Annotated in this window: 22 protein-coding genes; 5 read left to right on the top strand and 17 right to left on the bottom strand. The window is 28.4% G+C overall.

What is annotated here, in order from left to right; all coding sequences use genetic code 11:
* The first annotated feature begins 135 nt into the window (after window positions 1-135).
* Window positions 136-963: a Cof-type HAD-IIB family hydrolase gene (locus RWY47_RS15850; RefSeq protein WP_150841491.1), complete on the top strand. Its 828-nt coding sequence runs from the start codon at window positions 136-138 to the stop codon at window positions 961-963.
* Between the two features lie 44 nt (window positions 964-1,007).
* Here RWY47_RS15850 and mprF read toward each other — a convergent pair whose 3' ends face one another.
* The 6 genes from mprF to RWY47_RS15880 all read right to left on the bottom strand — a co-directional run bounded on the left by mprF (window position 1,008) and on the right by RWY47_RS15880 (window position 10,933).
* Window positions 1,008-3,599 (bottom strand): bifunctional lysylphosphatidylglycerol flippase/synthetase MprF, encoded by a 2,592-nt coding sequence (mprF, locus tag RWY47_RS15855; protein WP_168932699.1) that lies wholly within the window; start codon window positions 3,597-3,599, stop codon window positions 1,008-1,010.
* A gap of 242 nt (window positions 3,600-3,841) precedes the next feature.
* Window positions 3,842-4,972: a DUF975 family protein gene (locus RWY47_RS15860; protein WP_168932700.1), complete on the bottom strand. Its 1,131-nt coding sequence runs from the start codon at window positions 4,970-4,972 to the stop codon at window positions 3,842-3,844.
* Between the two features lie 217 nt (window positions 4,973-5,189).
* Window positions 5,190-5,807, bottom strand: a complete 618-nt coding sequence (locus RWY47_RS15865; RefSeq protein WP_150841495.1) for a GH25 family lysozyme — start codon at window positions 5,805-5,807, stop codon at window positions 5,190-5,192.
* Between the two features lie 134 nt (window positions 5,808-5,941).
* Window positions 5,942-8,002, bottom strand: a complete 2,061-nt coding sequence (locus tag RWY47_RS15870; protein WP_168932701.1) for a sigma-54 interaction domain-containing protein — start codon at window positions 8,000-8,002, stop codon at window positions 5,942-5,944.
* Between the two features lie 257 nt (window positions 8,003-8,259).
* Entirely contained in the window at window positions 8,260-8,760 is a 501-nt protein-coding gene (locus RWY47_RS15875; RefSeq protein WP_150841496.1) for a thioredoxin family protein, read from the bottom strand.
* Window positions 8,761-8,944: 184 nt separating this feature from the next.
* Complete coding sequence (locus tag RWY47_RS15880; RefSeq protein ID WP_224171060.1) at window positions 8,945-10,933, bottom strand: molybdopterin-dependent oxidoreductase; 1,989 nt, start codon at window positions 10,931-10,933, stop codon at window positions 8,945-8,947.
* 176 nt (window positions 10,934-11,109) lie between these two features.
* Between RWY47_RS15880 and RWY47_RS15885 the strand changes: the two genes are divergently transcribed.
* Complete coding sequence (locus RWY47_RS15885; protein ID WP_168932703.1) at window positions 11,110-11,640, top strand: GNAT family N-acetyltransferase; 531 nt, start codon at window positions 11,110-11,112, stop codon at window positions 11,638-11,640.
* Between the two features lie 33 nt (window positions 11,641-11,673).
* On the opposite strand, the gene RWY47_RS15890 is transcribed toward RWY47_RS15885, so the two are convergent.
* Window positions 11,674-12,600, bottom strand: coding sequence for a chemotaxis protein (locus tag RWY47_RS15890; protein WP_021430302.1), 927 nt, complete (start codon window positions 12,598-12,600; stop codon window positions 11,674-11,676).
* Between the two features lie 116 nt (window positions 12,601-12,716).
* Window positions 12,717-13,592, bottom strand: coding sequence for a hypothetical protein (locus RWY47_RS15895; protein WP_168932704.1), 876 nt, complete (start codon window positions 13,590-13,592; stop codon window positions 12,717-12,719).
* A 190-nt stretch (window positions 13,593-13,782) separates the two neighbouring features.
* On the opposite strand from RWY47_RS15895, the gene RWY47_RS15900 reads away from it, so the two are divergent.
* Window positions 13,783-14,631 (top strand): patatin-like phospholipase family protein, encoded by an 849-nt coding sequence (locus RWY47_RS15900; RefSeq protein ID WP_168932705.1) that lies wholly within the window; start codon window positions 13,783-13,785, stop codon window positions 14,629-14,631.
* A 40-nt stretch (window positions 14,632-14,671) separates the two neighbouring features.
* Here RWY47_RS15900 and RWY47_RS15905 read toward each other — a convergent pair whose 3' ends face one another.
* Window positions 14,672-16,753: a methyl-accepting chemotaxis protein gene (locus RWY47_RS15905; protein ID WP_150841497.1), complete on the bottom strand. Its 2,082-nt coding sequence runs from the start codon at window positions 16,751-16,753 to the stop codon at window positions 14,672-14,674.
* Window positions 16,754-17,010: 257 nt separating this feature from the next.
* Between RWY47_RS15905 and RWY47_RS15910 the strand changes: the two genes are divergently transcribed.
* Complete coding sequence (locus tag RWY47_RS15910; RefSeq protein WP_150841498.1) at window positions 17,011-17,556, top strand: DUF6143 family protein; 546 nt, start codon at window positions 17,011-17,013, stop codon at window positions 17,554-17,556.
* A 122-nt stretch (window positions 17,557-17,678) separates the two neighbouring features.
* Entirely contained in the window at window positions 17,679-18,149 is a 471-nt protein-coding gene (locus tag RWY47_RS15915) for a cupin domain-containing protein (RefSeq protein ID WP_150841499.1), read from the top strand.
* Between the two features lie 192 nt (window positions 18,150-18,341).
* Here the strand turns inward: RWY47_RS15915 and RWY47_RS15920 are convergent, their stop codons facing one another.
* From RWY47_RS15920 to RWY47_RS15955, 8 genes are all read right to left on the bottom strand, one after another.
* Window positions 18,342-19,052 (bottom strand): MIP/aquaporin family protein, encoded by a 711-nt coding sequence (locus tag RWY47_RS15920; RefSeq protein ID WP_332841112.1) that lies wholly within the window; start codon window positions 19,050-19,052, stop codon window positions 18,342-18,344.
* Between the two features lie 144 nt (window positions 19,053-19,196).
* Window positions 19,197-20,354, bottom strand: coding sequence for an iron-containing alcohol dehydrogenase (locus RWY47_RS15925; RefSeq protein WP_035118107.1), 1,158 nt, complete (start codon window positions 20,352-20,354; stop codon window positions 19,197-19,199).
* 48 nt (window positions 20,355-20,402) lie between these two features.
* Window positions 20,403-20,828, bottom strand: coding sequence for a GlcG/HbpS family heme-binding protein (locus RWY47_RS15930; RefSeq protein WP_035118109.1), 426 nt, complete (start codon window positions 20,826-20,828; stop codon window positions 20,403-20,405).
* A 34-nt stretch (window positions 20,829-20,862) separates the two neighbouring features.
* On the bottom strand, window positions 20,863-21,222 hold the full coding sequence (locus tag RWY47_RS15935) for a glycerol dehydratase reactivase beta/small subunit family protein (RefSeq protein WP_035118111.1): 360 nt from the start codon (window positions 21,220-21,222) through the stop codon (window positions 20,863-20,865).
* Complete coding sequence (locus tag RWY47_RS15940; RefSeq protein ID WP_150841500.1) at window positions 21,212-23,059, bottom strand: diol dehydratase reactivase subunit alpha; 1,848 nt, start codon at window positions 23,057-23,059, stop codon at window positions 21,212-21,214. The genes RWY47_RS15935 and RWY47_RS15940 overlap by 11 nt, the downstream gene beginning before the upstream one ends.
* A gap of 28 nt (window positions 23,060-23,087) precedes the next feature.
* Window positions 23,088-23,510: a diol dehydratase small subunit gene (locus tag RWY47_RS15945; protein WP_035118114.1), complete on the bottom strand. Its 423-nt coding sequence runs from the start codon at window positions 23,508-23,510 to the stop codon at window positions 23,088-23,090.
* Between the two features lie 20 nt (window positions 23,511-23,530).
* On the bottom strand, window positions 23,531-24,106 hold the full coding sequence (locus RWY47_RS15950) for a propanediol/glycerol family dehydratase medium subunit (RefSeq protein WP_168932706.1): 576 nt from the start codon (window positions 24,104-24,106) through the stop codon (window positions 23,531-23,533).
* Window positions 24,107-24,121: 15 nt separating this feature from the next.
* Window positions 24,122-25,786 (bottom strand): propanediol/glycerol family dehydratase large subunit, encoded by a 1,665-nt coding sequence (locus tag RWY47_RS15955; RefSeq protein ID WP_114542462.1) that lies wholly within the window; start codon window positions 25,784-25,786, stop codon window positions 24,122-24,124.
* Window positions 25,787-26,007: the final 221 nt, after the last annotated feature.

Genomic DNA, 26,007 nt, shown 5'->3' on the forward strand with positions numbered 1-26,007 from the left:
ATTATTTTCAAAATCTATAATTATAAGTTTTTACTATAATTATCATATGATTTTACTATTTAACATCTTCATTTCAAAGTAATATAATATTAATTGTAATAAATACATTTAATATATCGAAAGAAGGAATTTGAAATGGCTATAAAATTAATATGCATAGATATGGATGGAACTCTTCTAATGGATCAACAAAATGTATCAGAAGAAAATAAAATAGCTATAAAAGAAGCTGTTTCTAGAGGTGTCCACGTAGCTATAACTACTGGTAGAGTTTATAATTGTGCAAAATTATATTCTGATGAAATAGGTCTAAAAACTCCTATCATAGCTTCAAATGGAGCATTTATTGGTGGAAGTAATGGTGAAACTATATATAATAATCCATTAAGTTCTAATGAGATAAAAGACTTTTTAAGTCTTACAAAACAGTATGGATTATTATCTTACTTAACGGGTAATTTTGGTATAGTTTCTACAACAGAACTTCCAGATAATCATATATATAAAATTTTAAACAAACGTCTTAAAGATGAAGAAAAAATCAAATTCGAAGTTATTGATAATATAGATAATGCTTTTAAATTATATCCAAATCAATTATTAAAAGGTGTTTGTATAGAGAAAAATAATATATCAAATTTAATGAAAGTAAAAAAAGAATTAAAACAATTAAACCCCGAACTTGAAATTGTTTCTTCTTGGGATGATAATTTTGAGATAATGAAAAAAGGAAGTTCTAAAGGAGAGGCTGTAGCCCAACTTGCAAAATATTTTAATTTAAAAAGAGATGAAGTTATGTGCATAGGTGATAGTGAAAATGATTTATCTATGATTGAATATGCAGGAATAGGAGTCGCTATGGGTAATGCTATAGATATAGTAAAACAATCTGCCCAATATGTAACTCTTCCAAATACAGAATCTGGAGTAGCTAAAGCTATAGAAAAATTTGTTTTAAGTTAAATAAAAAAACACTATTTTAAATAGTGTTTTTTTATTTAACAAACTTATGCTAACTCTTCTTTTAATGATTCGCTTTCATTGTTATGACTTTCATATCTATAATTTTTCCCATTAGATACTAGCATTATAACTTGAATCATTGTAAATAAAAGAGAAGTTCTTTTTTTATAAGCCATGTATCTTCCATCCCAAGACTCACAATACTTTTCTTTAAACCTCTTTAGTCCTTCAAAAGAGTAAAAGTATTGTCCATGAGAATAAATTTTAGCAGCCATTTTTTCTCTTAAAAATGAATATTTAGATCTTCCCACATTAGATAAGGGTGCCATTCCCATATTAAATCTTGAATATCCATGCTCTATCCCATATTTAAATAAATTTACAAATATAAAATCCATTATTCCATTACAGCTATCTTTTGAGAAACGCATTAAATCTATAGATAATGTTTTATTGCCATCATACATAGGCATTAAATTTGTAAATCCTTTAATTTCTCCATCTTTATTTTTCACTATAGCAATAGCATCTAAACTTAAATATTCTTCATCGAAGAACCCAACTGAGAATCCTTTTTCTGGTCTTCCTTCAAGCCATTCATCAGAAATATTTTTAATTTCTTCAAGAAAATCCTTACTAAATGGCGGATATGCCATTTCAAATGTATATCCTTCTTTTTCAACCCTAGAAAGTGCATTTCTTACACTTTTCATTTTACGTCCTTCTAACGTAAACTCTTCTAAGTTTACAGACGCCTCTTCACCTAATTTAATAAATTCATATCCAGTTTCATGTAAATGAGGTATCATCTTTTCATCTATTGCTGTAAAAACAGGTATATATCCGTATCTATCAGACATTTCATAAAATTCTTGGATCGATTCAAAGAACTTGCTGTCATCACCTACAAGGTTACCAAGAACTACTAACTTATTTGCATATACTTGATATTGAAGCATAACATCCTCATCTTTATTCATATATACAAACTTATCATTTAAATTTACAAAGTGAATTACAGAGCTTCCATTATATTTTTTTAATATATTGTCGACTTTATCTTTACACTGATATAATTTAACTTTCTCAAAATCATTCTTTTTATTTAAGTAATATAAAATAACTAAAAACGCTACTGCAATTAAAAATCCAATAGTACTTATTGCTCCAAACTTACTTACTTGTTCAAAAGTATGGTAATTACTTAAATTAAATATGGAGTTGCTAGAAACTTTTAAATGAGTGTTATTATAAGCTACATATATATATAATCCTTGGAAAAATAATAATATTAATGTATTTTTTAATATATCTCCCCATCTCATTACAAATCCATCTCTATAAAATTGGTTTTTACTAATTTTTAATACTACGCCTACAATAATTAGATATATACTAACTTGATATTCAAATCTAATAATTAAAGATACAAGAATTCCAATTATAACTAATGCCATAGTTATCTTATATACATTTTTAGATTTAAAGCTTATTACTCTAGACATAGCAATTAGTAAAAATCCAATTATAATAGAAAATCCACCTGACATACATGTAATTTTAAATCCTAAAATTTGATTTACTACATGTATTCTCTCTACCATACCAGGTATAGCTTGTGATGCTAAAAGTAGTAATCCCGCAGAAAATACTAATATAATTAGTCCATAATGAGCAAATTTTGATGATACTATTGAAACTAAATACTTTTTATTTTTATCTACTTTGGTCCAAAGTTCAGATATATATAATAATGCGCCTATAAGTAATGGTATTATATAGTAAGTTAATCTATATAAAAATATAGCTAATATTACCTTCTCTGATGCAACACCTAGAGCATTAAGCCCTGTTAGTAAAGTTAAATCAAATGTACCTACCCCACCTGGTGACATACTTATTATCGCTACAGCTATAGCAGCTACAAATATTGGGAAAAATTGTGCTATCGATATATTTTCTCCTAATATTATCACTATTGAATAAACTAAAGTTATAGTTGTAATCCATTCTAATAATGATATTCCTATTATTTTAAATGTATCTATAACATCCCTTCTTACCTCATTTTTATACTTTATATATCTTCCAACTAAAATCAATGTTAAAACTGGTAAATACATACTTATGCATATAGTTAACACATTTGTGATACTAATTTTACCAAGATTAAATTTCATCATTATTAAATATATAAAACATGTCATTGAAAAACCAGTTAGATTTAAAGCTACTACTTTAGATACCTCTTTTGCTAAATATTTTTTGTCTTTAACATATGGATTGTAAAAATGACTTTTTAAAGCAATAGCACTGCTTCCTCCAAACCCAACAATACTAGATACAGAACTGGCAATCCATGAGTATTTATATAATTTTTTATTATCTAAGTTTATTCCAACTCTCTTCTTGATTATAAAATCATAAAAAGTTAAAGGTATATATGAAATTATGCCCAGCGAAATAATAATAAGTATATTTCCTAATGTAAGCTGATCTGCATAAGTATAAAATGTTTCGATGTTAAATCCGCTAATAATATTAGCTGACTCTTTAGCTGTTATTCCTAAAATAATTACTACAAATAATATTTTTAATCCTAGTATTAGTCTATTTTTATTTGTTTTGATAACCATCACCTCTCTAATTTATTTTACTTTATCAAGTCTACCACATTACATTACGCTTTTTCGCTTTATTACAAATTTGTTATGTACATGTAACATTACTGTAAAATACTCTATATATTAAACATATTAATTCTTAATTCTTAAATTTTTTAAGTGAAACTTCTTAATTTTTTCTTTAGAAATTATTACTTATTTACATTAAAATAAAAGGTCGTCATATAAATGTAATTTACATGCGACCTTTTATTTTATAATTTATTTCCTTTTATATCGAATTTACCTGGAATCGGATTATATGATTCTATTTTTTTATCTGGGCCGTTTGGTTCACAACTAATACCCAATAACTTATCTTCATCTACTATTATATACATAACTGTAGAATTAACTTTATCTCCTTTTTTAGAATCTAATGGATGTTTTTTCACAACCACTGTATATTTACTTAAATCACTTAAGTTATTATAATTAGGTTCAATTTTATACGCTATACTTTCTTCTTCAGATATGTAATAATTCTTCTCTTCATCAAAACTTATAAGTCTTAAATCATTGTCTTCTATAATTTTTTTTATGATAGGCGGTGTAAGTACCCTTTGAGATATATTTGCTTCTATTGTCATATATGCACATAATAAAACACCTACTAATAGTCCTGATTTTAGACTTCTATATTTTGATTTTTCATAAATGTCTAACTCATCTTTCTTTATATATTCATAAAAATTTGTAAATGTTAACTGAATATAAGGTCCTACCCAAATATATGCTATCCCAAAGGTAAATCCAACTAAAAGCATCCATCCAATAAAACTTAATGAAAGTAATATATAGTCCCAAATATAATTTTTAATAATACTGATAGATTTTTTAATAGCTTCAATTAATGAAATATCTTGTTTATCTGCAACAATGTATTGAAGTTGTGAAAAAATTATAGAGAAAAATAAATTTGATATACTACTTATAAATGCAATCATAGTTAATCTTGTATGACTATCTTTTACTAAAAATATGGGTATAGCCACAAAAGGAGCAGTCATAATAAAAGTTATAGCCATCTGAAGTAATATAGATCCATATGATTGATATAATATATTAAATCCTTTTAATATATCTTTTGCTTTGATTTTCTCCCCTTTTACACAATCTAAAGATACTATATTTAATCCTACTACTAACGGAGTAGACACAAGCATCGATATAGTACTTATAACTAATGTCATTCTATACGATGTGAAAATTTCTTCACTTAAAAACTGTGGTATAAACGTAATCATTCCAACTAATACAGTAGCTATGGTAATATCTATTTTATTATCAGCTAACTGTCTCCTAGCTTCTGCTTTCATATCCACCCTTAATTCACTTTTACTCATTTTATTCCCCCCTGATTTGTTGCTATATAATCTATTTATTATAAATTATATATATTTTATACTTAACTTTAGTTCCAACATTCCTACAAATATAAAAACTTATCTAAAATTTATTTTTCATGTCTTTTTTTATATTTTAAAAAAAGATATTACCATAAATATTATGGTAATATCTCGAAATTCCTTTAATTTATTCTAATTTTTTGTCCTGGATATATTAAGTTTGGATCAGGTATGTTAATAATATTTGTTCAGTAAATATATCTAGATCTGTTTTACTTTCTATTCCTCTAACTATACCTGATTCAGAATATTGCCATCCAGCATAATTTTCTCCCCATATAGGATTGCTTTCAGGCTTACTAGTTCCGTATTGCGCTATCCACAAAGGATATTTTCCTAATCCAGATTGTGAATCTAAATTGTTTTGAGCAAAATTAGTATATGTGTAAATAGCTACATCCAATCCGCTTAAAATTTTAACTTCCTCCAAAAATTCTATTGCCTGTCTGGATAACTTTGATTTACTTAGTCCTCCTGTTTTTTCTAAATCTAAAACTAACTTGCAATCGCATTTTAATTCCTTTATCGTACTTACAAAATGTTGAGCTTGTTCTTTAGGCGTTCCAGAATTTACAGGATTAAAAAAATGATAAAAACCTATCTTTAGTCCTGCTGCTCTTGCTTCATTATAGTACTCTCTAAATCTAGGATCTATATAATTAGTTCCTTCTGTTGCTTTTATATAAACAACTTGAATTCCACTATTAAAAACATCTTTAAAATTCACATAGCCTGTCCAATGACTGACATCAATACCTTTTAATTTATTCACATAAAACCTCCTTTTTAAAATTTTTCCAAGTAAAGTCCCCCTAATCTATATAATATTCAAAAAAATTTTTTATGTTCCTTTACATTAAATAATTTATAAAATAAAAAAGTTTGATAGACTGTACTACTTATCTATCAAACCCTTTTATTTTCTTCTAAAAATAGAATTCCTTTTTCTGTTATTACCGATCCACCTCGTCCAGATAAAATTTTTACAAATCCAAACTCTTGCAATTCTATTAATATACTTCTAATTTGTTGCTCTGTTAAAAATATTTTTTCTTCTAACGCATATTCATATATTTTTCTTCTTCCTATTCTCTGTTTTAAAACATATGCGTTATTTATTTTTTCTAATACAAATATGTAATCTCTTAAATCTCTTTTTAAATTTGATATATTTTTAATATCATTTTTATTCGATAATTCTAAGCAATAATCTTTATGTTTTATTGATTCTAACATATACTCAGGTAAATCATATATTTCTATTATACTTTTATCTAAATATGAACAATACTCTACTAAATTTCTTAATTCTCTTATATTCCCTTCCCAGCTATATGTTTTAAAAACCTCAACAAGTTCATCCGAAAGACTAAACTTTACATCAAGATTTTTCTTAAATGATTCGAAAATTAAAAATACATCTTCATTTCGATTTCTAAGTGGTGCAATTTTTAATGGCAATACATTTAATCTATAAAATAAATCTTTTCTAAATTTATTTTCGCATACTAGCTTTTTTAAATCTCTATTGGTAGCTGCTATAATTCTTATATCCACATCTATAATCTTATCTGAACCAACTCTTCTAATTTGTTTTTCTTGAATTACTCTAAGAAGTGTAGCTTGAGAGTTCAAGTCCATTTCTCCTATTTCATCTAGAAAGATAGTACCTTTATTAGCTAATTCAAATAATCCAATTTTTCCACCTTTTCTAGCTCCTGTAAATGCACCTTCATCATATCCGAAAAGTTCACTTTGCAATAATCCTTCTTGAAAAGTGCTACAGTTTACAGCTACAAACGGGCCTTGGCTTCGTCTTGATGCACTATGTATGGATTGTGCAAATAACTCTTTACCTGTACCACTTTCACCAATTATAAGAATAGATGAATCAGATTGAGCCATTTTATATGCAATTTTTTTTGTATTTTTTATAGAGTAACTACACCCAATTATATCGTCAAAATTATATTTACTTACATTTCCTGAGCTCATTAACTGTGCCCTTAACTTTGCTTGTTTCTTTTCAGCTTGATGGAATTTAGATACTTTTATTATAAACCCATTAAAAACACTTATATGTGTGTATTTAACCTCCATGTTTATATCTATATTATTTACTTTAATAAGTTTTTGAAAATATGGAACTTCTTTTTTAATTATTTGATCAAAATCTAGAGATTTTACATATTCACCTATATATTTTCCTATCATTTCATTTCCATTGATAGATAATATTTCTCTGGCTACGTGACTATAAAACTGCACTATCCCCTCATTGCTAACTCCAATAATTCCATCGTCAATTGCAGATAATAAAAAATCAAATTGATTTTCTAATTTAGTTTGAGTTACTAAAAGCTTTTCTGTTATATAGCTAATTGGTACAATCTTATCCATAAATTTTTTTACTAAATCCTCTTGAATAAGACTTTCTAAATTGAGCTTCATAGCTATATCTGCAATAGAACTTAAATCTATTATTCTATATTCTAAATCTATTATCTTGCAATTTTTAGCTTCTATATTTAATTTTTCTCCTGGTGTAAGAACTATTGAGTTTTCTGGTATCTTTTTCATCTCAGGATAGCAAGGTATAAGATTTGGTATATCTACGCCTAATCTATATATAATTGCTATTGTTTCTAATGCCATACTTTTTGATAAATTATAAACGAATATAGTTTCATTTTTATTTATCTTGCATATTTTTTCAAAACTTGATTTTTCAAAAGTTAAATTAGGTATGATTATTTGTGCATCTGAATTGCACATTTTTAAGATTTCTTCATATTTTAAATTTACAGAAAGAAGAATTAGTTTTTCTTCAAAGAAAGTAAATCCGCCCTCTTCAAAAGAATACAGGTTTATCTTTATACTGTCTCCTAAAAAATAATTTATTTGATTTGCATATATTTCGCCTGCATCTTTTTTTAATGTTACTATAGCTAATTCTCTTTTTTTCATTTTTATCCCTCATATCTAATAGTCTATAATCATTAAATAAATTATAACAATATCATATATAAATTGCAAAATATAAAAAATTCGCTTCGCTCATGTCGCCAACGACTCCGTCCGTTGCTCAAAATGTCATTTTTTACTTTCACCAAAACATTTGTATCACTATATTACATAAGTTATTCACAAAATTTAATTAAGTATAATTTCATTAGGCGTAAAAAAAGAGAGATAAATTAACTTTATCTCTCTTTACTATGTTTTTAATTACATTTTTTTATATAATCAACAATCTCTTTTGCTGTATCAATTAAGTACTCGCCTTTAAAATAATTTAATTTAATTTCTTCAAAGTTACCAATTGCTGAAACAACCTTAGGAGTTTCTTCGAATACACCTAAAACATTCATGTCTTTATCTAAAACTGCAATTGTAGGAGCTTTATAATTTTCAATTTTTAAGATAGATGCTAAAAACTTTTTACCTCTTGTTATACTTATTACTGACATATTGAAATTTTGATTTAAATCGCAAAGTCTTTTAACTACACTTACATTAAGTTGGAAATCTGGACAAAAGATTTCACCTGAAACTAAAAAGTTTATTTCTTTATCAAATTTTTTAACCTCTTCTACTAAATCATTTGGCAAGTTAATACGAGAAGTATTTTTTACTACTCTAGCTCTTTCTTCTTTCGTTCCTACTCCTACAGCTGATTCAAAACTTACTCCTACTTCAAATAACTCTTTGATGTTCATTTCCATATTAATAAATCCTCCAATATATAATTTTTGTACTATTAATATAGAGCAATTACTATGCCAGTTTTTGAAGTTTCACATTAAATCTTATTTATAAGTTTCAACCCACTGAAAATACCACCATTTATAATTTTTTAATTTATATATAATATTTCAACTTAATTTTTCACTTTAGTTTTATTGGTTATTATGGTTGTTGTTTAACCCTGTTAACCCATTTATCTATTTCTACAAATGTTTCATTATAAGTAACTTGACCTCCCATATCTGAAATACCACTATATGTTAAAACATTTGGATTACCATGTTTTTTCCACCATCCAGCATACATTAAAATAGTATTATCCCCTAAACTATCACTTATTGTAATTTGAACTTTTATACTTCCATTTTTACTAACTAATTTTACTATATCATTATTTTTAATACCTTCTCTATCTGCCATTTCTTCATTTATATAAGCTTTTGCTATTTCCTCTTTATCCATCATATGCTGGCTAGCAATGCTATCTCTATAGTGATTAGTTAATAATCTATACTCATTCCTTTTATTAGATTTTATATATATAGGAATTGGATTTACTCCATCTAAAATAGCATCGTTTGAATATAATTCGAATTTTTTTGATGGAGTTTCAAATATTTTATCTTCCCATGCTATAGATTTATGTATAGTCATGTAATTACTTTTTATCGCTTCTAAATTTATATTCCCATCAAGTTCTACCAACGGTTTTAATACCTCACATATATATTCTAACTTAGATACCATTGGATAATCTTTTATGTTTAAACATTTTGCTAACTCCTTAAAGAAATAATATTCATCCATTAGTTTATTGCTTGGATTTACTGCTTTTTCATTATATATAATATAAGGGTTCATCATTGATGAATATAGTAAATCTTCACTTTCTAAAGTATTTGTACATGGTATAAATAGATCACATTCTTTTGCTGTGTCTGTCATAAACATATCGAAACATACTTTAAATTCTATATAATCAAGTGCTTGCTTTACATCTACTACGTCAGCTAGTTGATTTAACAAATTACTCTTTGTTATAACTGCCATTTTAATAGGAATTTTACTATTCATAGATTCTTTTATAAATTTACTAATATAACTAGTATAAAAAAATCTATTGTCACAATAACTTTCACTGTTAAATGGGTCTGTATTTAAAGCTGATGGATATACTTTATTTGCATAATTAATACCTCCCCCAGCAAATCCTATTTGCCCAGTTATAGCCCCTAAAGCATCTATAGCCCTTATATTATTTCCTCCATTTTTATATTTTTGCATTCCATATCCTATGTATATAGTCGAATACTTATCTGTATATAATGCTACTAATTCTTCTACTGTATTTAGCTGTACTCCACACTCCTTTAATAATTCATTTAAATCTAAATTAAGTATGTAGTCTTTATAAATATCAAATCCTAGTACGTATTTATCTATATAATCATTATCACAAATTCCTTTTTGTATTATAATTTTAGTCATAGCCATAGCCAATGCTCCATCTGTACCTGGATTTATTCGTATATATTTATCTGCAATTTTAGCTGTATCTGTATATATTGGATCTATAACAACTACCTTTACTCCTTTAGATTTTGCTTTTTTTATCATTTGAAATGTATGTATTGTAGTATACGCAGGGTTTTTTCCCCATATAAAAATACTTTTACTATTTAGCATATCTTCTAAAGAATGACTTTTAGATGTACCATAATCATATTTTTGAGCCTTTATTCCGGCACTCCAACAAGGGCCTCCCTTGCTTTTACTTACTCCTCCATAAAAATTAAAGAAGATATCACCTATATCTTTTAAAATTGAACCACTTCCATATTGAGTGTAATATAATATAGATTTTGATGAATATTTATCTTTATATACCTTTAGTTTTTTTGCAATTATATTTATAGCTTCTTCAAAACTAATTTCATTCCAAACTCCATCTATTTTTATCAACGGATTATATATTCTTTCTGGATGATTTAGCCTTTTTAAATGAGCTCTTCCTTTATTGCATATAAATCCTTTTGTATATGGATGATTTTTATCACCCTCTATTTTTATAACTTTTTCATCTTCTACATATACATTAAACTTACAACAATCAAAACAATCTAGCGTACATCCATGACTTAAAATTTTCATTAATGATTCCCATCCCTCTTATTTATTTTGATAAATAATATTTTCTTTATAGATAATAATATAAACATCTATACACACAATCAATACTTTATACACTTAATTTGCATAAATTTTTAGATATGATATAATGTTAGACAATTTAACCAAAATATAGATAACTTTTATGAGGTGATAATATGGAATTTTTAAGAATTCAATCTGAGAATAATAAATATTGGAATGATATAATAAATATGTATAATACAAGCTTTCCATTATTTGAACAAAGAACTTTAGAGGATCAAGTATTAGCTTTACAAGATGAAAAATATTACTGCATGGCCCTTTGTGAATCTGAGTCACTAATTGGACTTTTATTTTATTGGGATTTAGGCGAATTTGTATATATAGAGCATTTTGCAATTTCTTCAAATTTAAGAGGAAAAAGTTATGGCTCTAAAGTTATTAAAGAGTTTTGTAAAATTAATAAAAATGTAATTTTAGAAATAGATCCACCTTTGGATGATCTATCTATTAAGAGATTAAATTTTTATTCAAAATTAGGATTTAAATTACAAGAATTTGATCATACTCATCCATCATATAGAAAAGATACACCTGCTCATGAACTAAAAATCATGACTTATCCAAATGATATAACGGAGTCTGAGTTTAATAATTTTAGCAATTTTTTAACTAATACAGTAATGAAATACTCTGAAATATAAAAATAGGTACATGCTAGCATGTACCTATTTTATTTATTTTTCTACTAATCTATCAATTATGCTAACTAGATTAGCAATTTCTGGTTTAGTTATTTGTTCGTCTGCACCTATAGATTTACCTTTTATTCTCATTTCTTCACTTATTAATGAAGAGAATAATATTAAAGGTATGTCTTTAAGCACACTATCATCTTTTACAAGTTTTGTTAATCTATGTCCATCCATTAATGGCATTTCAATGTCTGAAACTATACATGAAACATGCTTTTTAACTGGCTCTCCGCAAGTCTTAACTTCTTCTAAGTATTCCCATGCCTCTTGCCCATTATCAACTTTTATTGTGTTTTTGTATCCCGCTTTGTGTAGACATTCAACGATCATCTTAGAAAGTAACATTGAATCTTCTACTATTAGTATAGTTTTGTCAGTGTCTTTACGCTTACCTAATCTATCTATTTCTTCATATTGAATACTTGACTCAGGACTTATTTCTGCAATAATTTTTTCAAAGTCTAGTATAGTTATAAGTCTATCTTTATATTCTGCTATACCAGTTGAGACTCCTTCATCTCCACCGTAAATTACTTTATCTGGTTTTTTTATATCTTGCCATGATACTCTTGCAATACCTACTACAGATTCAACATGGAAAGCAAAGTTTAACTTGTTAAAATGAGTTACAATAAATATATCATTATTTTTATTTTCTGTTTTAGGTAAGTTTAGATATCTACCTAAATCTATAACTGTTATAATTTCATTTCTAGGCTTAAATACACCTTCTACTAATTCATGTGAGTTAGGCATTTGTTTTACTGGTTGCGCAATCATTATTTCTCTAACTTTTGCGACATTTATACCAAATAATTCACCTGCTATAGTAAACTCCATAATTTCAAGTTCATTTGTTCCCGATTCTAAAAGAATTTTTGTTTTACTAGTGTTCTCTGAAACGCCCATAGTTACCTCCCGATTTCTTATTTTCAACTATAAAATATACTTTCTATATATACGGAAGATTCTTTTAAATCTAGAGATACGTATTTACCTATATTTGTGTATATATTATTAAAATATTATATAAATTTCAAAATAGCTATAATAATTACTATAATTATTAACACTCCACTTAAATTATCCACTAGTGATGAAGTATTTAAATAAAAATAAGGATTAATCCAAAGCTGTTTATTTTTTTCTTTTTTAATTTCCTTTTCTAAACTGCTTATATAAAATAAATTTAACTTAAACTCTAAATCTGAAATTCTATTATTCTTAAATAAACTGTCTAAATCATTAAAAGCCTTTAATATTTTTTGTTGTTTTTCCTCAGTTGTATTGCAATTGTTAATCTCATCTTTTAATGATTTATTCTCTTTAACTATTTTGTTAACTATTTGCTTTATATTTGGTATTTTTTCTTCTATTAAAGCAAGTTCTTTTGAAGTTAAATTTTGATTCTTCAATAACTTTATTGCTATAACCTCAATCTTTTTATTTTCTATTTTCATTGTATTTGAAAATTTTTCAACTTCACTTAAAGCTCCTAATTTTAACTTCACTTCAACTTCCGATATTAACCCCTTTTTCCCCATAAGATTTACATTATTTATCTCTCTATTGATTAAATCTTTTCTTTCTTCATCTGAATTACAATTTTTTATTAAAATCTTTAATTGCTTTATATCTTTGTTCAATTTTTCAGCTAATTTTTTTATATCAGGATATTTAAGGTTTATAAATTTTTCTTCTGATTTATTTATATTTTCTCCACTTATAATTTTCATAGCTATTAAGGTTGATTTTTGCAATTCATCTTTAATTCTACCTACTATAGCTTCACATTCTTGGCTTGGAGTTTTTATTTGTTGTTTTAGCTGCTCTTTATTACTTGTAGTCATATTACTTTTATTTCCTACATCATAAGAATTTTTATTTATACTATTAATCATCAGTTCACTCCTAAATATGATAATAATTTATAATCATATTATTTATATACGGATTAAATAATTTATATCTAAGTTAAATTCTTCAAAGCTAGACAATATAAAGTTATTAATTTATAATAATTTTATATTTAAAGTAATTTACAAGTTAATAACTTTGCATATATAAGTGTTTTTGTAGAAAGGATATACTATGAATAAAATTGGATTAATATTAGAGGGTGGCGGTATGCGTGGTATATACACCGCTGGAGTTTTAGATTTTTTTATAGAAAAAAATATAGAAGTTGATATAACAATCGGTGTATCTGCTGGTAGTTGTCATGCTTCTTCATATTTATCAAAACAATATAAAAGAGCATATAATGCTACTGTAGACTATATAAACGATAAAAGATATTTAAGTTTTTCTAATTTAATTAAAACTGGGTCAATTTTTGGTATGGATTTTATGTTCAATAAAATTCCTAATGAACTAAATATTTACGACTATGATACTTTTGCTAAATCTAAATCTAAATTTGTAGTGGTTGCTACTAATTGTGAAACTGGATCTCCAGAATACTTTGAGTTAAAAGATTTGAAAAAAGAAATAATTTATATGCAAGCATCTTGTTCAATACCTATGTTTGCAAATATAGTAGAAATAGATGATTTTAAATTGGTAGATGGCGGTGTATCCGATTCAATACCTATAGAATATTCTTTAAATCAAGGATATAAAAAAAATATTGTTGTTTTAACTAGAGACATTACTTATAAAAAAAACAAACAAAAATTTCTTCCTATTGTAAATAGAAAATATAAAAAATACCCAAATCTTGTTAAAGCAATTGAAAATAGACATTTAAATTATAATAAAAGTCTTAATTTAGTAAATCAATTAGAAAAAGATGGGGATGTTCTAGTTATTAGACCTAAAAAACCAGTTAATGTTAGCCAAATTGAAAAGAATGCTAAGAAACTTACAGCATTATATGAAGAAGGATATGATGATGCTAACGAATTATATGATAAAATTTTAGATTTTATAAAAAAATAACTGAACTTACTTCTGTAAGTTCAGTTATTTTTATTTAATATTACATTTCAAAATCTTCTGCGTCAAATAACATTTTTCCATCAAAATATTTATCTTTCTTATCTTGATTATTTTTTAATTTAAACTGACCAATAAGATCTCTTAGCATATTAGCTTGACTTGATAGCTCTTCACTTGCTGCAGCACTTTCTTCAGAAGTTGCTGAGTTTGTTTGAACTACTACTGAAATTTGTTCCATTCCAGTGTTTACTTGATTTATATGCTGAGCTTGTTCATTGCTTGCATCTGCTATTTCTTGTATAACTTCAGATGAAGTCTTAGCTCCATTAACAACTTCTTCAAGAGATATTGCTGTTTCTGATACAATCTTTGATCCATTTTCTATAGCTAGTAAAGATCTTTCAATTAGCTCAGCTGTATCTTTTGCACTTTGTGCTGATTTTTCAGCTAGATTTCTTACTTCATCTGCAACTACTGCAAATCCTTTACCTGCTTCTCCAGCACGAGCTGCTTCTACTGCTGCGTTTAATGCTAAAATGTTAGTTTGGAATGCTATGTCATCAATATTTTTAATTATATCTCCAATTCTATTTGAAGTACTGCTTATTTCATCCATAGCAGTAATCATCTCTTTCATTTGCTTTTTACCTTTATCTGTAGCAACACTTGATTTTGTTGAAATAGCCTTAGCTTTTACTGCATTTTTAGCAGTTTGCTGAACTTGTTCAGATACTTCACTTATAGTTGCCGAAAGTTCTTGAATAGAACTAGCTTGTTCTGTTGCCCCTTGAGAAAGAACTTGAGCTCCTTCTGATAACTGTATTGAGCTAATTGCAACTTGTTCTCCAGCTATACTTATTTGATCTAAGGTACTATTTAAACTATCAATAATTTTATTTACAGCTACTAACATAGGTTCAAAATCATTTATAAATAAGCGATTTAACTTTTCGTCATTCGTGTCTAAGTCTAAATTTCCATTACTTATTTCTGTTAATACATACATCAATGTACTAATCATTTCACTCATGTCAATAACTATTTCATTTGTAGCATTAGCTAATAATCCAATTTCATTTTCTTCATTTATTTGTGGAGTTTCTGAGTTTAAATCTCCTTCTGCTAATTTTTTAAGTCTTTCGCTACAAGCTTTTAGTGGATTTCCTATCTTGTTAGCAAACTTTATAGCTGCTATAAATGATACTATAGTAAATATTATTGCTAATCCAATAGTTGTCCCAATTGAAGTATATACTGGTCCAAGGAAATCTGCTTTGTTAGTCATTATTCCGACTCCCCATCCATTAGTATCTTTAACAGGAGTATATGATAACAGCCATTTTTCTCCATTTACCTCTACATCATCTTTACCAGTTTTCCCTGATATAAGCTTTTTATCAATTTCTGCAAAAGTTTTTTCATTTGGGTTTGTTTGTGCTTCTTTTATAGAATTTTTAACAGCTACAAGCTTTTTATCCTTATGAGCAATTATAGTTCCTTCGCTATCTATTAAATAAGCATAACTATTTTTACTTATTTTTATGTCATTAACTATATCATTTAAAAAGTCTTTATCTACATCAAAAGTTACTATACCTACAATCTTACTTCCTTGTATTCCATTTTCCCAAATAGGAGCTGAAACTACCATTGTAAGATCTCCTGTTACTTTACTTACAACAGGACTACTCATATACGCATCTCCCTGCATAGATATTTTAAAGTAATCCCTAGATGAATAATCTTTTCCACTGAAAAGATCCTTTCCATCTGCATATATAATTTGTCCTAGAGTCAATCCTGTAAGTTTTTCTTGTCGTGTAATAATATTTTTCTTTTCCTCAACACTTATTTTAGGATCTGAAATTTCTTTTATTATACCCGTTTGTATTGTAGCATCTTTAAGATTAGTTATCTTTTGTGCAACTGTTTGCGATGCTTCTTTAGTAGTTTCTGCAACTGAATTTGCTAAAATCGTATTCGAAGTTTTATAGTTTAAGTAACTCGTAATTGATCCTAACAGTAAACAGCAAACTACTACTACACACACTATTATAAAAGTAAGCTGAGTTTTTATACTTTTATTTTTGTACTTAATATTAGTTTTCATTTTTGATTTCATATAATTATTCCTCCTTTTTTAACCTTATTTGTTAACATATAATTTATATTAACAACTTTTTCACAACCAATTTCCAACATTTAACCTGCAAAATGTACTACTTATAATATTACGAACCATAGCCGATTTTCTTTAATACTAAATTCAATAATTTATTATTATTTTTAGTTAAATTTTTTTAACATATTTCGCCTAAATTGAATATTATATGCCAGGGATATACTTTATCTCTAAAAAATATACAAAGGTGATAATACATGACATGTTCTAGTAATTTATTAAAAAAAGAAGTTTCTATTCCTTATGCTTTATATCAGTCTGAACTAGGAAGATATTTTATAGGTCAAACTCCACCGTTAAATCCAACAGGATCAAATACTAACTCTATAGCTGCACTAGTTAATCCAGCAGGATCATCTAGAGATATCTATGTAAATGTAATAACTATATTAAATCCATCAGCTACCACATTTACTGCTGATTTTTACCTTAGAGCACCTTTACCATCAGGAACATCTATTAGTCCCTTAGTGAGCTCTACTAATCTAACAATTAACCCTTACCCCGTACCTTATGGGCAAATTCACTATTTGGCTAATGCTACTGCCGCTCCTAATGGCATATCTATCTTTTCTAGAATCGTATCACCATATTCAACAGAAATTGTAGACGGAGGTCAAATTATTCTTCCTCCTGGTCAATCTTTAATTGTTTATTTAAGAGGATTGACTACTAATTCTAATATTGTTGTTGCATTTGGATGGTGGGAGGAATATACAAATAGTTACAATTGCCATCATTAGTTAATATTTCTAACAATAATTAATTTTAATTCTTAATTGTTATACCATAGACATTCTACTTCTTTATTGTAGAATGCCTATATTTATGTTATAGTAGAGACATTATACATAGGAGGTACAATATGAAATCAGCAAAATATTATATAGAAAACCTAGGTATGACACCTCATGTTGAAGGTGGTTACTATAAGGAATCAGTAGTTTCAAAAGATTTATTTAGAGATGATAAAAACTTATTTACTAGTATATACTTCTTACTTGAAACTGGAGAAGTATCTAACTTCCACAGATTAAAATCAGATGAAATGTGGTACTATCATGATGGGCAACCCCTTACTATATATATGATTACTCCAGAGGGTGAGCTAATTACTAAACAATTAGGGCTAGATGTTGAAAACGGAGAACTTCCACAAGTTTTAGTTCCTAAAGGATATATATTTGGTTCTTCAATGAATAATGATGGATTTGCATTAGTGGGTTGTATGGTAGCTCCTGCATTTACATTCGAGGATTTTGAGTTATTCAATCGAAAAGATTTATTAGAAATGTATCCTCATCTTGAAGATGTAATACTTAAATTAACTAGATAAAAAAATTACTTTTATTGAGCGACTACGCATATGAACTACTTTATGTAGTCAAATACCTAAAAATAGGTCCGTTGCTCAAGTTTATAAATTGGAAATTATATTTATCCACAGTTTAGGATTAAATATAATTTCCATAAGAATAAAAATTACCTCAATGATAATTTTACCAATTTATCATTAAGGCATAATTTGCTAGAATATACTTATATATGCTAATGCTCCGAAAATTGCGCCTACTATTGGAGCTACTACGGGTATCCATGCATAACTCCAATCAGAGTCACCTTTATTCGGTACAGGCATTAAGTAATGCATAAGTCTTGGTCCAAAGTCTCTAGCTGGATTTATAGCGTATCCAGTTGGTCCTCCTAAGCATAAACCTATTGCTCCTACTATCATCCCAACTGCCATTGGCTGAATCCCATCAGCAAGTGAAGATTGTCCTATCCCTAATATTGCAAAAACTAATACAAAAGTTCCTACAGCCTCAGTAATAAAGTTTATTTTAGTATTTCTTATTTCTGGTCCTGTACAAAATACAGCTAATTTAATAGCCTTATCTTCGGTTTTTTCAAAATGATTATAATAGCAAACAAGAACTAATAATGCTCCTATAAAAGCTCCTATAATTTGAGCTAATATATACATAGGTACATTTTCCCATGGAAAATTCCCAATAACTGCAAGAGCTATTGTAACTGCAGGATTAAAATGAGCTCCACTAACACTTCCAAATATAAAAACCGGAATTGCTACTGCTAAAGCCCATCCTGTTGATATTACTATCCATCCTGAACCATTTCCTTTAGTCTTAGAAAGTACTACATTTGCTACAACTGCGTTTCCTAATAATACTAACAATAAAGTTCCCACTAGTTCTCCTAAAAATATTGACATATTCATTTATTCCCTACCTTTTTATAAAATCTATTTTTTTCAAAATATAATATAAAGTTTTATATTCTTAAATAACTAAATAAATAATTAATGTAAAAAAGTGTATATATTTAAACTATATATACACTTTTTAAAAGCTATCCAACATTATTAAAATGCAGATTTAAATATCTCTATTATGTCGTTTTCATTTCCTTTTCTAGGGTTACTGAATGCATTTCCATCTTTCAATGCCATTTCTGCCATATATTCGAAATCTGCTTCTTTAACTCCCATTTCTTTTAAGCTTGCAGGTATTCCTATATCTGTAGATAACTTAAACATTGCATTTATTGCTTTTTCTGCAGCTTCCATTACTGATAATCCATCTATATTTTCACCCATAAATTCAGCTATATTAGCAAATTTTTGAGGATTAGATATTAAATTGTATTTTTCAACATGTGGAAGTAACATTGCATTTGCAACTCCATGAGGCATATCATATAGCCCACCTAATTGGTGTGCCATAGCATGAACATATCCTAAATTTGCATTGTTAAATGCCATACCTGCTAATAATGAAGCATATGCCATGTTCTCTCTTGCAACTAAATTTTCACCTAATGCAACTGCATGTCTTAAATTGTTTGATATTAATTTTATAGCTTGGATAGCAGCAGCATCAGTTACAGGGTTTGCATCTTTTGATACGTAAGCTTCTATAGCATGAGTTAATGCATCCATTCCTGTCGCAGCCGTTAATCCACCTGGCTTTTTAACCATTAATTCTGGGTCATTAAAAGAAACTAATGGTAAGTTTCTCCAACTTACTATAACATATTTTACTTTAGTCTTAGTGTTAGTTATAACACAGTGTCTTGTAACTTCACTTGCTGTTCCAGCTGTAGTGTTAACAGCAGCTATTGGTGGTAATGCATTTGTTAAAGTTTCTATACCTGCATATTCATAAAGATCTCCTTCATGAGTAGCAGCTATTCCTATTCCTTTACCACAGTCATGTGCACTTCCTCCACCGACTGTAACTATCATATCACAATTTTCTTCTTTGTATATTTTAAGACCATCTATAACATTAGTATCTTTAGGGTTTGGTTCTACTTGGTCATAATATGTAACTTCTATTCCAGCTTCTAATAAAGATTTAACTGTTAATTCAACAGCTCCACCTTCCATATGTCTTAAAAAGTTATCTGTAACTATTAAAGCTTTTTTCCCACCTAATATTTTACATCTTTCTCCAACTAATTTTACACATCCAGCTCCCATAAAGTTAACGCTTGGTACTAAATAATCATACATTCTCATTTGTCATTTCCTCCGATTAATTTTTGTTGTATTATTAAATTTAAATTCCTACTTATTAAATGCATCTATTGCTGCTTGAGCTATAGCCATGTCTTCTTCTACAGTTCCTCCACTTACTCCAACTGCACCAACAACTTTACTATCAACTATTACAGGAAATCCACCGCCAAAAGGTACTATTTTACAGTTATTTGTAAGTTGAAGGCCGTAAAGACTTTGTCCTGGTTGGACACACTCTGCAATACAGTGACTTCCTTGCTTTAAACAAGCTGCTGTATAAGCTTTATTTATTGCAATATCTATACTAGTTATAAATGCTTCTTCCATTCTGTGCATTAACATTAGGTTTGCACCTGAATCTACTGCTGCAAATATTATTGGAACATTCATTTCTTGTGCTTTTTCTTCTGCTGCCTTTGCCATCTCTTTTACTATATCTAAACTTAATTCTTTTATTTCATTTAATTTTTTCATAACTAAAGCCTCCTAAGCTATCTTAGTTTTTTTGTTATTTAAATGGTATTCCTTTTACTAATCTGCCTGCATTTGATCCTAAGTTTCTTAAAGTATTAGGACTATCATAAATATTAGCAATAAATAAAGGTTCATTTTCCTTTAATTTATTTAAAGTTAATGTAACTTTACCAGTTTTATCTATACCTATACCTACTGATAACCTAGAAAGTTGAGATGCAATATAGCTTAATTTCTCTGAGATAAGAGATTCTTCATTTTTTAATACTTTACAAGGAATTCCTTCTTCTTCTATTCCCCATAAAATCTCATCTATATTTTTTAAATCTTTAAGTTCTTTACAAAGGTACATATGTATTGTTGGTATATTATGATTAAAATCTCTAGTTAACATTACCTTTTTCTCCATTTCCATTAAAAGCTAACACAAGTCCTGTAGCCACTGCATTTCTAGGTCCTTCTGTACCTCTAATGTTACCTCTTCCCGCTACTACTCCATATTGAGATAATGAGTTAGTTACTAATTGAGGAACTTCAAAATCTAATGATGATCCACCAACTAATACAACAAATTCTATGTCTCTTATATTTCCTGTAGGTGATACTATCGTCAATGCTCTTATACAGTTAGTTACAAATACTTTTTCTTTAGCAGATTTTCTTATATTTTTAATTTTTTCTATAGAATTTTCTCCTTCAATAGGCACAAGTTCTCCATTTTTTAATATTACTACTTTGGCAAAAACCGAAGAATCTAATGGTTTTTCGAAAAATTCTACTGTACCATCTTCATGTCTTATATTGAATAAGCTTTCAACTTTAGCAAGTGGATATTTTTTTATATCTTCTGCCAAACTAAAATCTTCAAGTCCTAATTCAGACTTTATAAGCATAGTTACCATATTCCCTGCACCCGCTAAATGTATTGAACATATTTCACCTTGCTTATTTATTATTGATGCATCTGTTGAACCTGCTCCCATATCTAAGATTGCAAGTGGTGTACTACTTCCTGGAGTAGTTAAAGCTCCTCTTATAGCCATATCAGCTTCTACTCCTCCAACTTCAACTAAGACACCTAATTTTTCTTGTAACTTATCAGCTATCATTTGCATTTGAAGTTTATCAGCTTTAACCATAGCAGCTATCCCAACTGCATTTTCCATTGAAAATTCTTCAGCTATACCACCTTTTACCTTTTGAGGTATAAAAGTGTCGACTGCTAGTAAATCTTGTATAGTAATATCTGATATTTTTTGTTTAGTAAGATTTGCCATAACTTGTCTTACTCTTTCAAGCATTCCACCTGCATTTGTTCCAGGTTCACCTTTTACATCTAGTATAGGAACACATAAACCAACTGCATCCATAATTTTTTTAGCACCGTGTTCTACATCTACATCCTCTTTTCTTTTCAATCCATTTATATGGATTTTCCCAGCAGGTATGACTTTTTCTTGAACATCTCCTTTTGGGGTTTTTATTACTACCGCTGATCTATTTCCTATTAAGGCTCTAGATATAGGAACTATCATTTTAGTTTCTTCTGAAGTTAAATTAAAAACTGTTGCAATTCCATATGGATTTGACAAAGTTTCAATAATATCTCCTTGTTTAGCAACTTCTACTGCTGCCTTCATTCCTATAGAAACCTTTTCCAAAAGCATAACTTCATCAACTATTGGTATTTTATTTTCCAATCTATTATTTATTAAGACCCCATCGTCCCTTTGAACAATTGCTGCTTGTATATTTATTCCCATTTTAGTAGCTGCATTTATTCTTGCTGTAGCCTCTAAGAAATTAACTCTACTTAAAATAAGTGGAATAAATTGTTCATCTTTTACTTTCTCTTCATCTAATCCATCTAAATCTTCTATATATATAGTTTTTCCTATACCTAGCCCCACTCCACCTGGAGTAGACGGATTATGACCTATCATTGTAGATTCTGTTATAATTGTTTCAGTGATAGTTTCCATAGCAACATCCCCGATAACAGGAGCTGCTTCGTTTATTCTTACCAAATCTAAATCTTCAAGTTTTAGATTTACTTTATCTAAAGCCTGTTTTAAGGAGGAAAAGACTCCTTCTATATTTTCTTCAGTGCCCTTTATTCCTGTTGTTAGAACTATTCCACTTGAAAGAAATTTTATCTTTTCATTTTCAACTTTTGCTAATACCACTTCTGTTGTAGCATTACCAATGTCTACACCTGAGATTATCTTCATTAATCTTCCTCCATAAATTTAAACCATATTACTCTTGTCTTAATTTTTTTCTTTCTTCGTAAACTTCGCTAGCTTCTCTTATAAATTCAGCATTAACTTTTGCTCCATATACATTTTCAACCTCATCTGCGATAGCCAGAAGCTCTTCTTTTGTTGATCTATATGGTCTTAATGCATTATATATTTCAATTATTCTATCATCAGGAAAGTTTATAAGCTCTGCTGCTCTTCTAAAATTTCTAGCAATAGCATCTCTATTCATATCTTCAGCAATTTGAGCTTGCATTTCTAAAGTTTCTGGAGATATTCTAACATCTTCTGGTTTAATTTCTCCGTTTATTACATTTTCCAAAGTTATCTCTTGCAAACCCTTTCCAGTCGGTGTCTTTATAACATCAGCTCTTTTTTTAGCTAAAGGGTAGTCGTAAGAATTCATTCTTTTTTGTTCCATAAAATTGCTCTCCCTTCAAATTAAAATTTCACATCTATTTGTATCGGTTTTGCTCCAACCTCTACATATTTAGTTTCTTTTATATGGAATAAAGCTGCTTTTGCCATAAATTTAGGTCTAACCATTTGGTCATTTTTAGTTGGCACAGGATTAGGTGATTCTCCTTTAGCATATTTAGCTGCATTTTTCCCTATTAATCTATATATATCTAATGTTAATAGAGGTGCTTGTGGAAATAGTTCTAAGTTATTTAATGGTAATAAATCCTTTTGATGAATAACAGTTGTTCCTTTTGACTGTATACCAATCCCTATTCCTGATCCACTTATTTTTGCTGCATCATTTGCTATAAATGAAACATCCGATGTTCTTATAAATCTAACAATTCTTGCCTTTAATCCTTCTTCTTCTATACCTGCGATAAGTTCTGTTAATATATCACTATGTGAAGTATCTACTAATGTTTTAGTTTGAAATTTTAGAAATGCTGGTGCTAATCCTATAACAACTTCATCTACATTAGTACCAATTTTTGCCTCTCCAGTTTCAGTAAGTTCAAGTGCTTTAATTTTATATTGATTTGTCATTTTTCCCATTTTTTCACCTCTCACTTATTTTATATCTTCTGGTTTTACTACGTTAGGTATATTCTTTATTTCTTCCCATCTTTCCGGACTTATTCTATATCCCGTTCCTGGCCCTTTATAATCATTTTTATCGTTAACTGCACTTATAACATCAAAGTCCGTATTTAATATAGCTGATGTTTGTAAGTAATCCCCTGTTACTCTTTGCTTAAGCATGTTTAATATGTTGTTTGCTATATCATCAAATCCATTAACACTTAATGCTTTTACTACATCAAGACCTACTATTCTTCTATTTAACATTTCTTCTGCTGCCTTTAAATCTTCTACTATATTTCTTTCAGGCATATCTTTACTTCCATGAGCATAAGTCGCCGCTTCAACCTCTTCATCTGTTATAGGCGGGAATCCTAATTCTTTAAATACAGCTTGTATCGCTCTTGCAGCTTTATTTCTTATTGCAATAGTTTCTTCTTCTGATACCGGTCTTAATCCACCATCTACCATTAAGTCTCTTTGCAACACGTTGTAATCATCAAAATCTTCAGCATCAAAGTTTGAACCTGCGAACATATTATCGTAGTTTGGAACTGCACTATATCCAGAGAATATAAAATCTGTTCCTGGTAACATTTGCATTAATGTTCTCGCTGTTCTCCTTATATCTGAATGTGAAAAAGTTTGATCGTTTCCAGAAGCAACCTCTATATCAAGCATAGATGCTATTAAGTTTTCAGCTAAAACCGCTCTTATTCCTGACGGAACTGCACCTGTCATACCTATACAACTTACTGCTCCATTTTGAAGTCCTTGGACTCCAGCTCCTTTAGTTATATATATACATCTCGCCTCTAGATAAAGCATTGATTTTCCTTCTGAATATCCCATTAATGCTTCTGAACCTGTACCTGATGTAAACCTCATCTTAAGCCCTCTTGATGCATACGCTGATGCTAGGAAAGCTTTTGACCATGGCGTATCATCTCCATCTGTAAATACAGGTTCTGTTCCATATACTGAAACTGTTTCTGCATAACATGTAAGTCCTCTCATTCCAAGGTCAAGTTCAGTGGCTTCTTCAACCGAACATTGAGTTAAGACCCCAGGACGTCCTACTTGAGCTCCAATTAATAGTGATAATGCATTAAATGGTGCGTATCTAACGATAGCAACTGTAGTTTCTTGTTCAGAGAACCCTCTTAATCCAGCTTCTGCTGCATCTGCTGCAATTTGAACAGGGTTATCTTTTAGGTTTGTAACATGACACTGATTTGAAGGAGTTTTTCTAGCTCTCATTTTTTGAAGTGCAAGCATCATCTCAACAACATTCATATGAGAAACTACCTCCACTACTTTAGCAGGAGTTATGGCTGTTATTATCTCAACTATTTCATCTCTACCAATATTTATATCAACAAGTTTCTTTGCTATTTCTAAAGAATCAATTTTCATAGCTTCTTCAGCTTTATTTAAGTTGATCGCATAGTCAGCTATAAATCTATCTATCATATCAAAATCTTCTCTTTTTACACTATCTAGCTCTAATACTTTTCCATTTTCAATCTTTATAGATGGTTTTGGATCGTTAGGACTGTGCATTGCCACTAATCCCTCTTCTGGCCATTCACCTATAATCCCATCTTGATTTACAGGACGTTGTGATAAAACTTGGAATCTTTTTGATTTCACTTATAGTTCCTCCCTTTAATTCAAATAAAATTGTTGGCTTTTGTCGTTAAATAAATATTAATATATATTTACCTTAATTCCATTACAAATTCTTGCTATGTTATCGGATTTTATTGTTTAATTTTTATCAATTATAAATAGTACTTTTTTATTTTATAGAATAAAAAAATACTATTTTCATTAATTAAATAGTATTTTTTTATACCTTCACTCAATATATT

The sequence above is a fragment of the Paraclostridium sp. MRS3W1 genome, assembly GCF_032465715.1.
Lineage (GTDB): Bacteria > Bacillota > Clostridia > Peptostreptococcales > Peptostreptococcaceae > Paraclostridium > Paraclostridium dentum.

Excerpts from the sequence above, each read along its gene's own strand:
- RWY47_RS15850 (WP_150841491.1), top strand. The coding sequence starts at position 136 with ATGGCTATAAAATTAATATGCATAGATATGGATGGAACTCTTCTAATG.
- mprF (WP_168932699.1), bottom strand. The coding sequence starts at position 3,599 with ATGGTTATCAAAACAAATAAAAATAGACTAATACTAGGATTAAAAATA.
- RWY47_RS15860 (WP_168932700.1), bottom strand. The coding sequence starts at position 4,972 with ATGAGTAAAAGTGAATTAAGGGTGGATATGAAAGCAGAAGCTAGGAGA.
- RWY47_RS15870 (WP_168932701.1), bottom strand. The coding sequence starts at position 8,002 with ATGAAAAAAAGAGAATTAGCTATAGTAACATTAAAAAAAGATGCAGGC.
- RWY47_RS15875 (WP_150841496.1), bottom strand. The coding sequence starts at position 8,760 with ATGGAAATGAACATCAAAGAGTTATTTGAAGTAGGAGTAAGTTTTGAA.
- RWY47_RS15880 (WP_224171060.1), bottom strand. The coding sequence starts at position 10,933 with ATGAAAATTTTAAGTCATGGATGTACGCTAGATTGTTTTGATTGTTGT.
- RWY47_RS15885 (WP_168932703.1), top strand. The coding sequence starts at position 11,110 with ATGGAATTTTTAAGAATTCAATCTGAGAATAATAAATATTGGAATGAT.
- RWY47_RS15890 (WP_021430302.1), bottom strand. The coding sequence starts at position 12,600 with ATGGGCGTTTCAGAGAACACTAGTAAAACAAAAATTCTTTTAGAATCG.
- RWY47_RS15895 (WP_168932704.1), bottom strand. The coding sequence starts at position 13,592 with ATGATTAATAGTATAAATAAAAATTCTTATGATGTAGGAAATAAAAGT.
- RWY47_RS15900 (WP_168932705.1), top strand. The coding sequence starts at position 13,783 with ATGAATAAAATTGGATTAATATTAGAGGGTGGCGGTATGCGTGGTATA.
- RWY47_RS15905 (WP_150841497.1), bottom strand. The coding sequence starts at position 16,753 with ATGAAATCAAAAATGAAAACTAATATTAAGTACAAAAATAAAAGTATA.
- RWY47_RS15910 (WP_150841498.1), top strand. The coding sequence starts at position 17,011 with ATGACATGTTCTAGTAATTTATTAAAAAAAGAAGTTTCTATTCCTTAT.
- RWY47_RS15915 (WP_150841499.1), top strand. The coding sequence starts at position 17,679 with ATGAAATCAGCAAAATATTATATAGAAAACCTAGGTATGACACCTCAT.
- RWY47_RS15920 (WP_332841112.1), bottom strand. The coding sequence starts at position 19,052 with ATGAATATGTCAATATTTTTAGGAGAACTAGTGGGAACTTTATTGTTA.
- RWY47_RS15925 (WP_035118107.1), bottom strand. The coding sequence starts at position 20,354 with ATGAGAATGTATGATTATTTAGTACCAAGCGTTAACTTTATGGGAGCT.
- RWY47_RS15930 (WP_035118109.1), bottom strand. The coding sequence starts at position 20,828 with ATGAAAAAATTAAATGAAATAAAAGAATTAAGTTTAGATATAGTAAAA.
- RWY47_RS15935 (WP_035118111.1), bottom strand. The coding sequence starts at position 21,222 with ATGTTAACTAGAGATTTTAATCATAATATACCAACAATACATATGTAC.
- RWY47_RS15940 (WP_150841500.1), bottom strand. The coding sequence starts at position 23,059 with ATGAAGATAATCTCAGGTGTAGACATTGGTAATGCTACAACAGAAGTG.
- RWY47_RS15945 (WP_035118114.1), bottom strand. The coding sequence starts at position 23,510 with ATGGAACAAAAAAGAATGAATTCTTACGACTACCCTTTAGCTAAAAAA.
- RWY47_RS15950 (WP_168932706.1), bottom strand. The coding sequence starts at position 24,106 with ATGGGAAAAATGACAAATCAATATAAAATTAAAGCACTTGAACTTACT.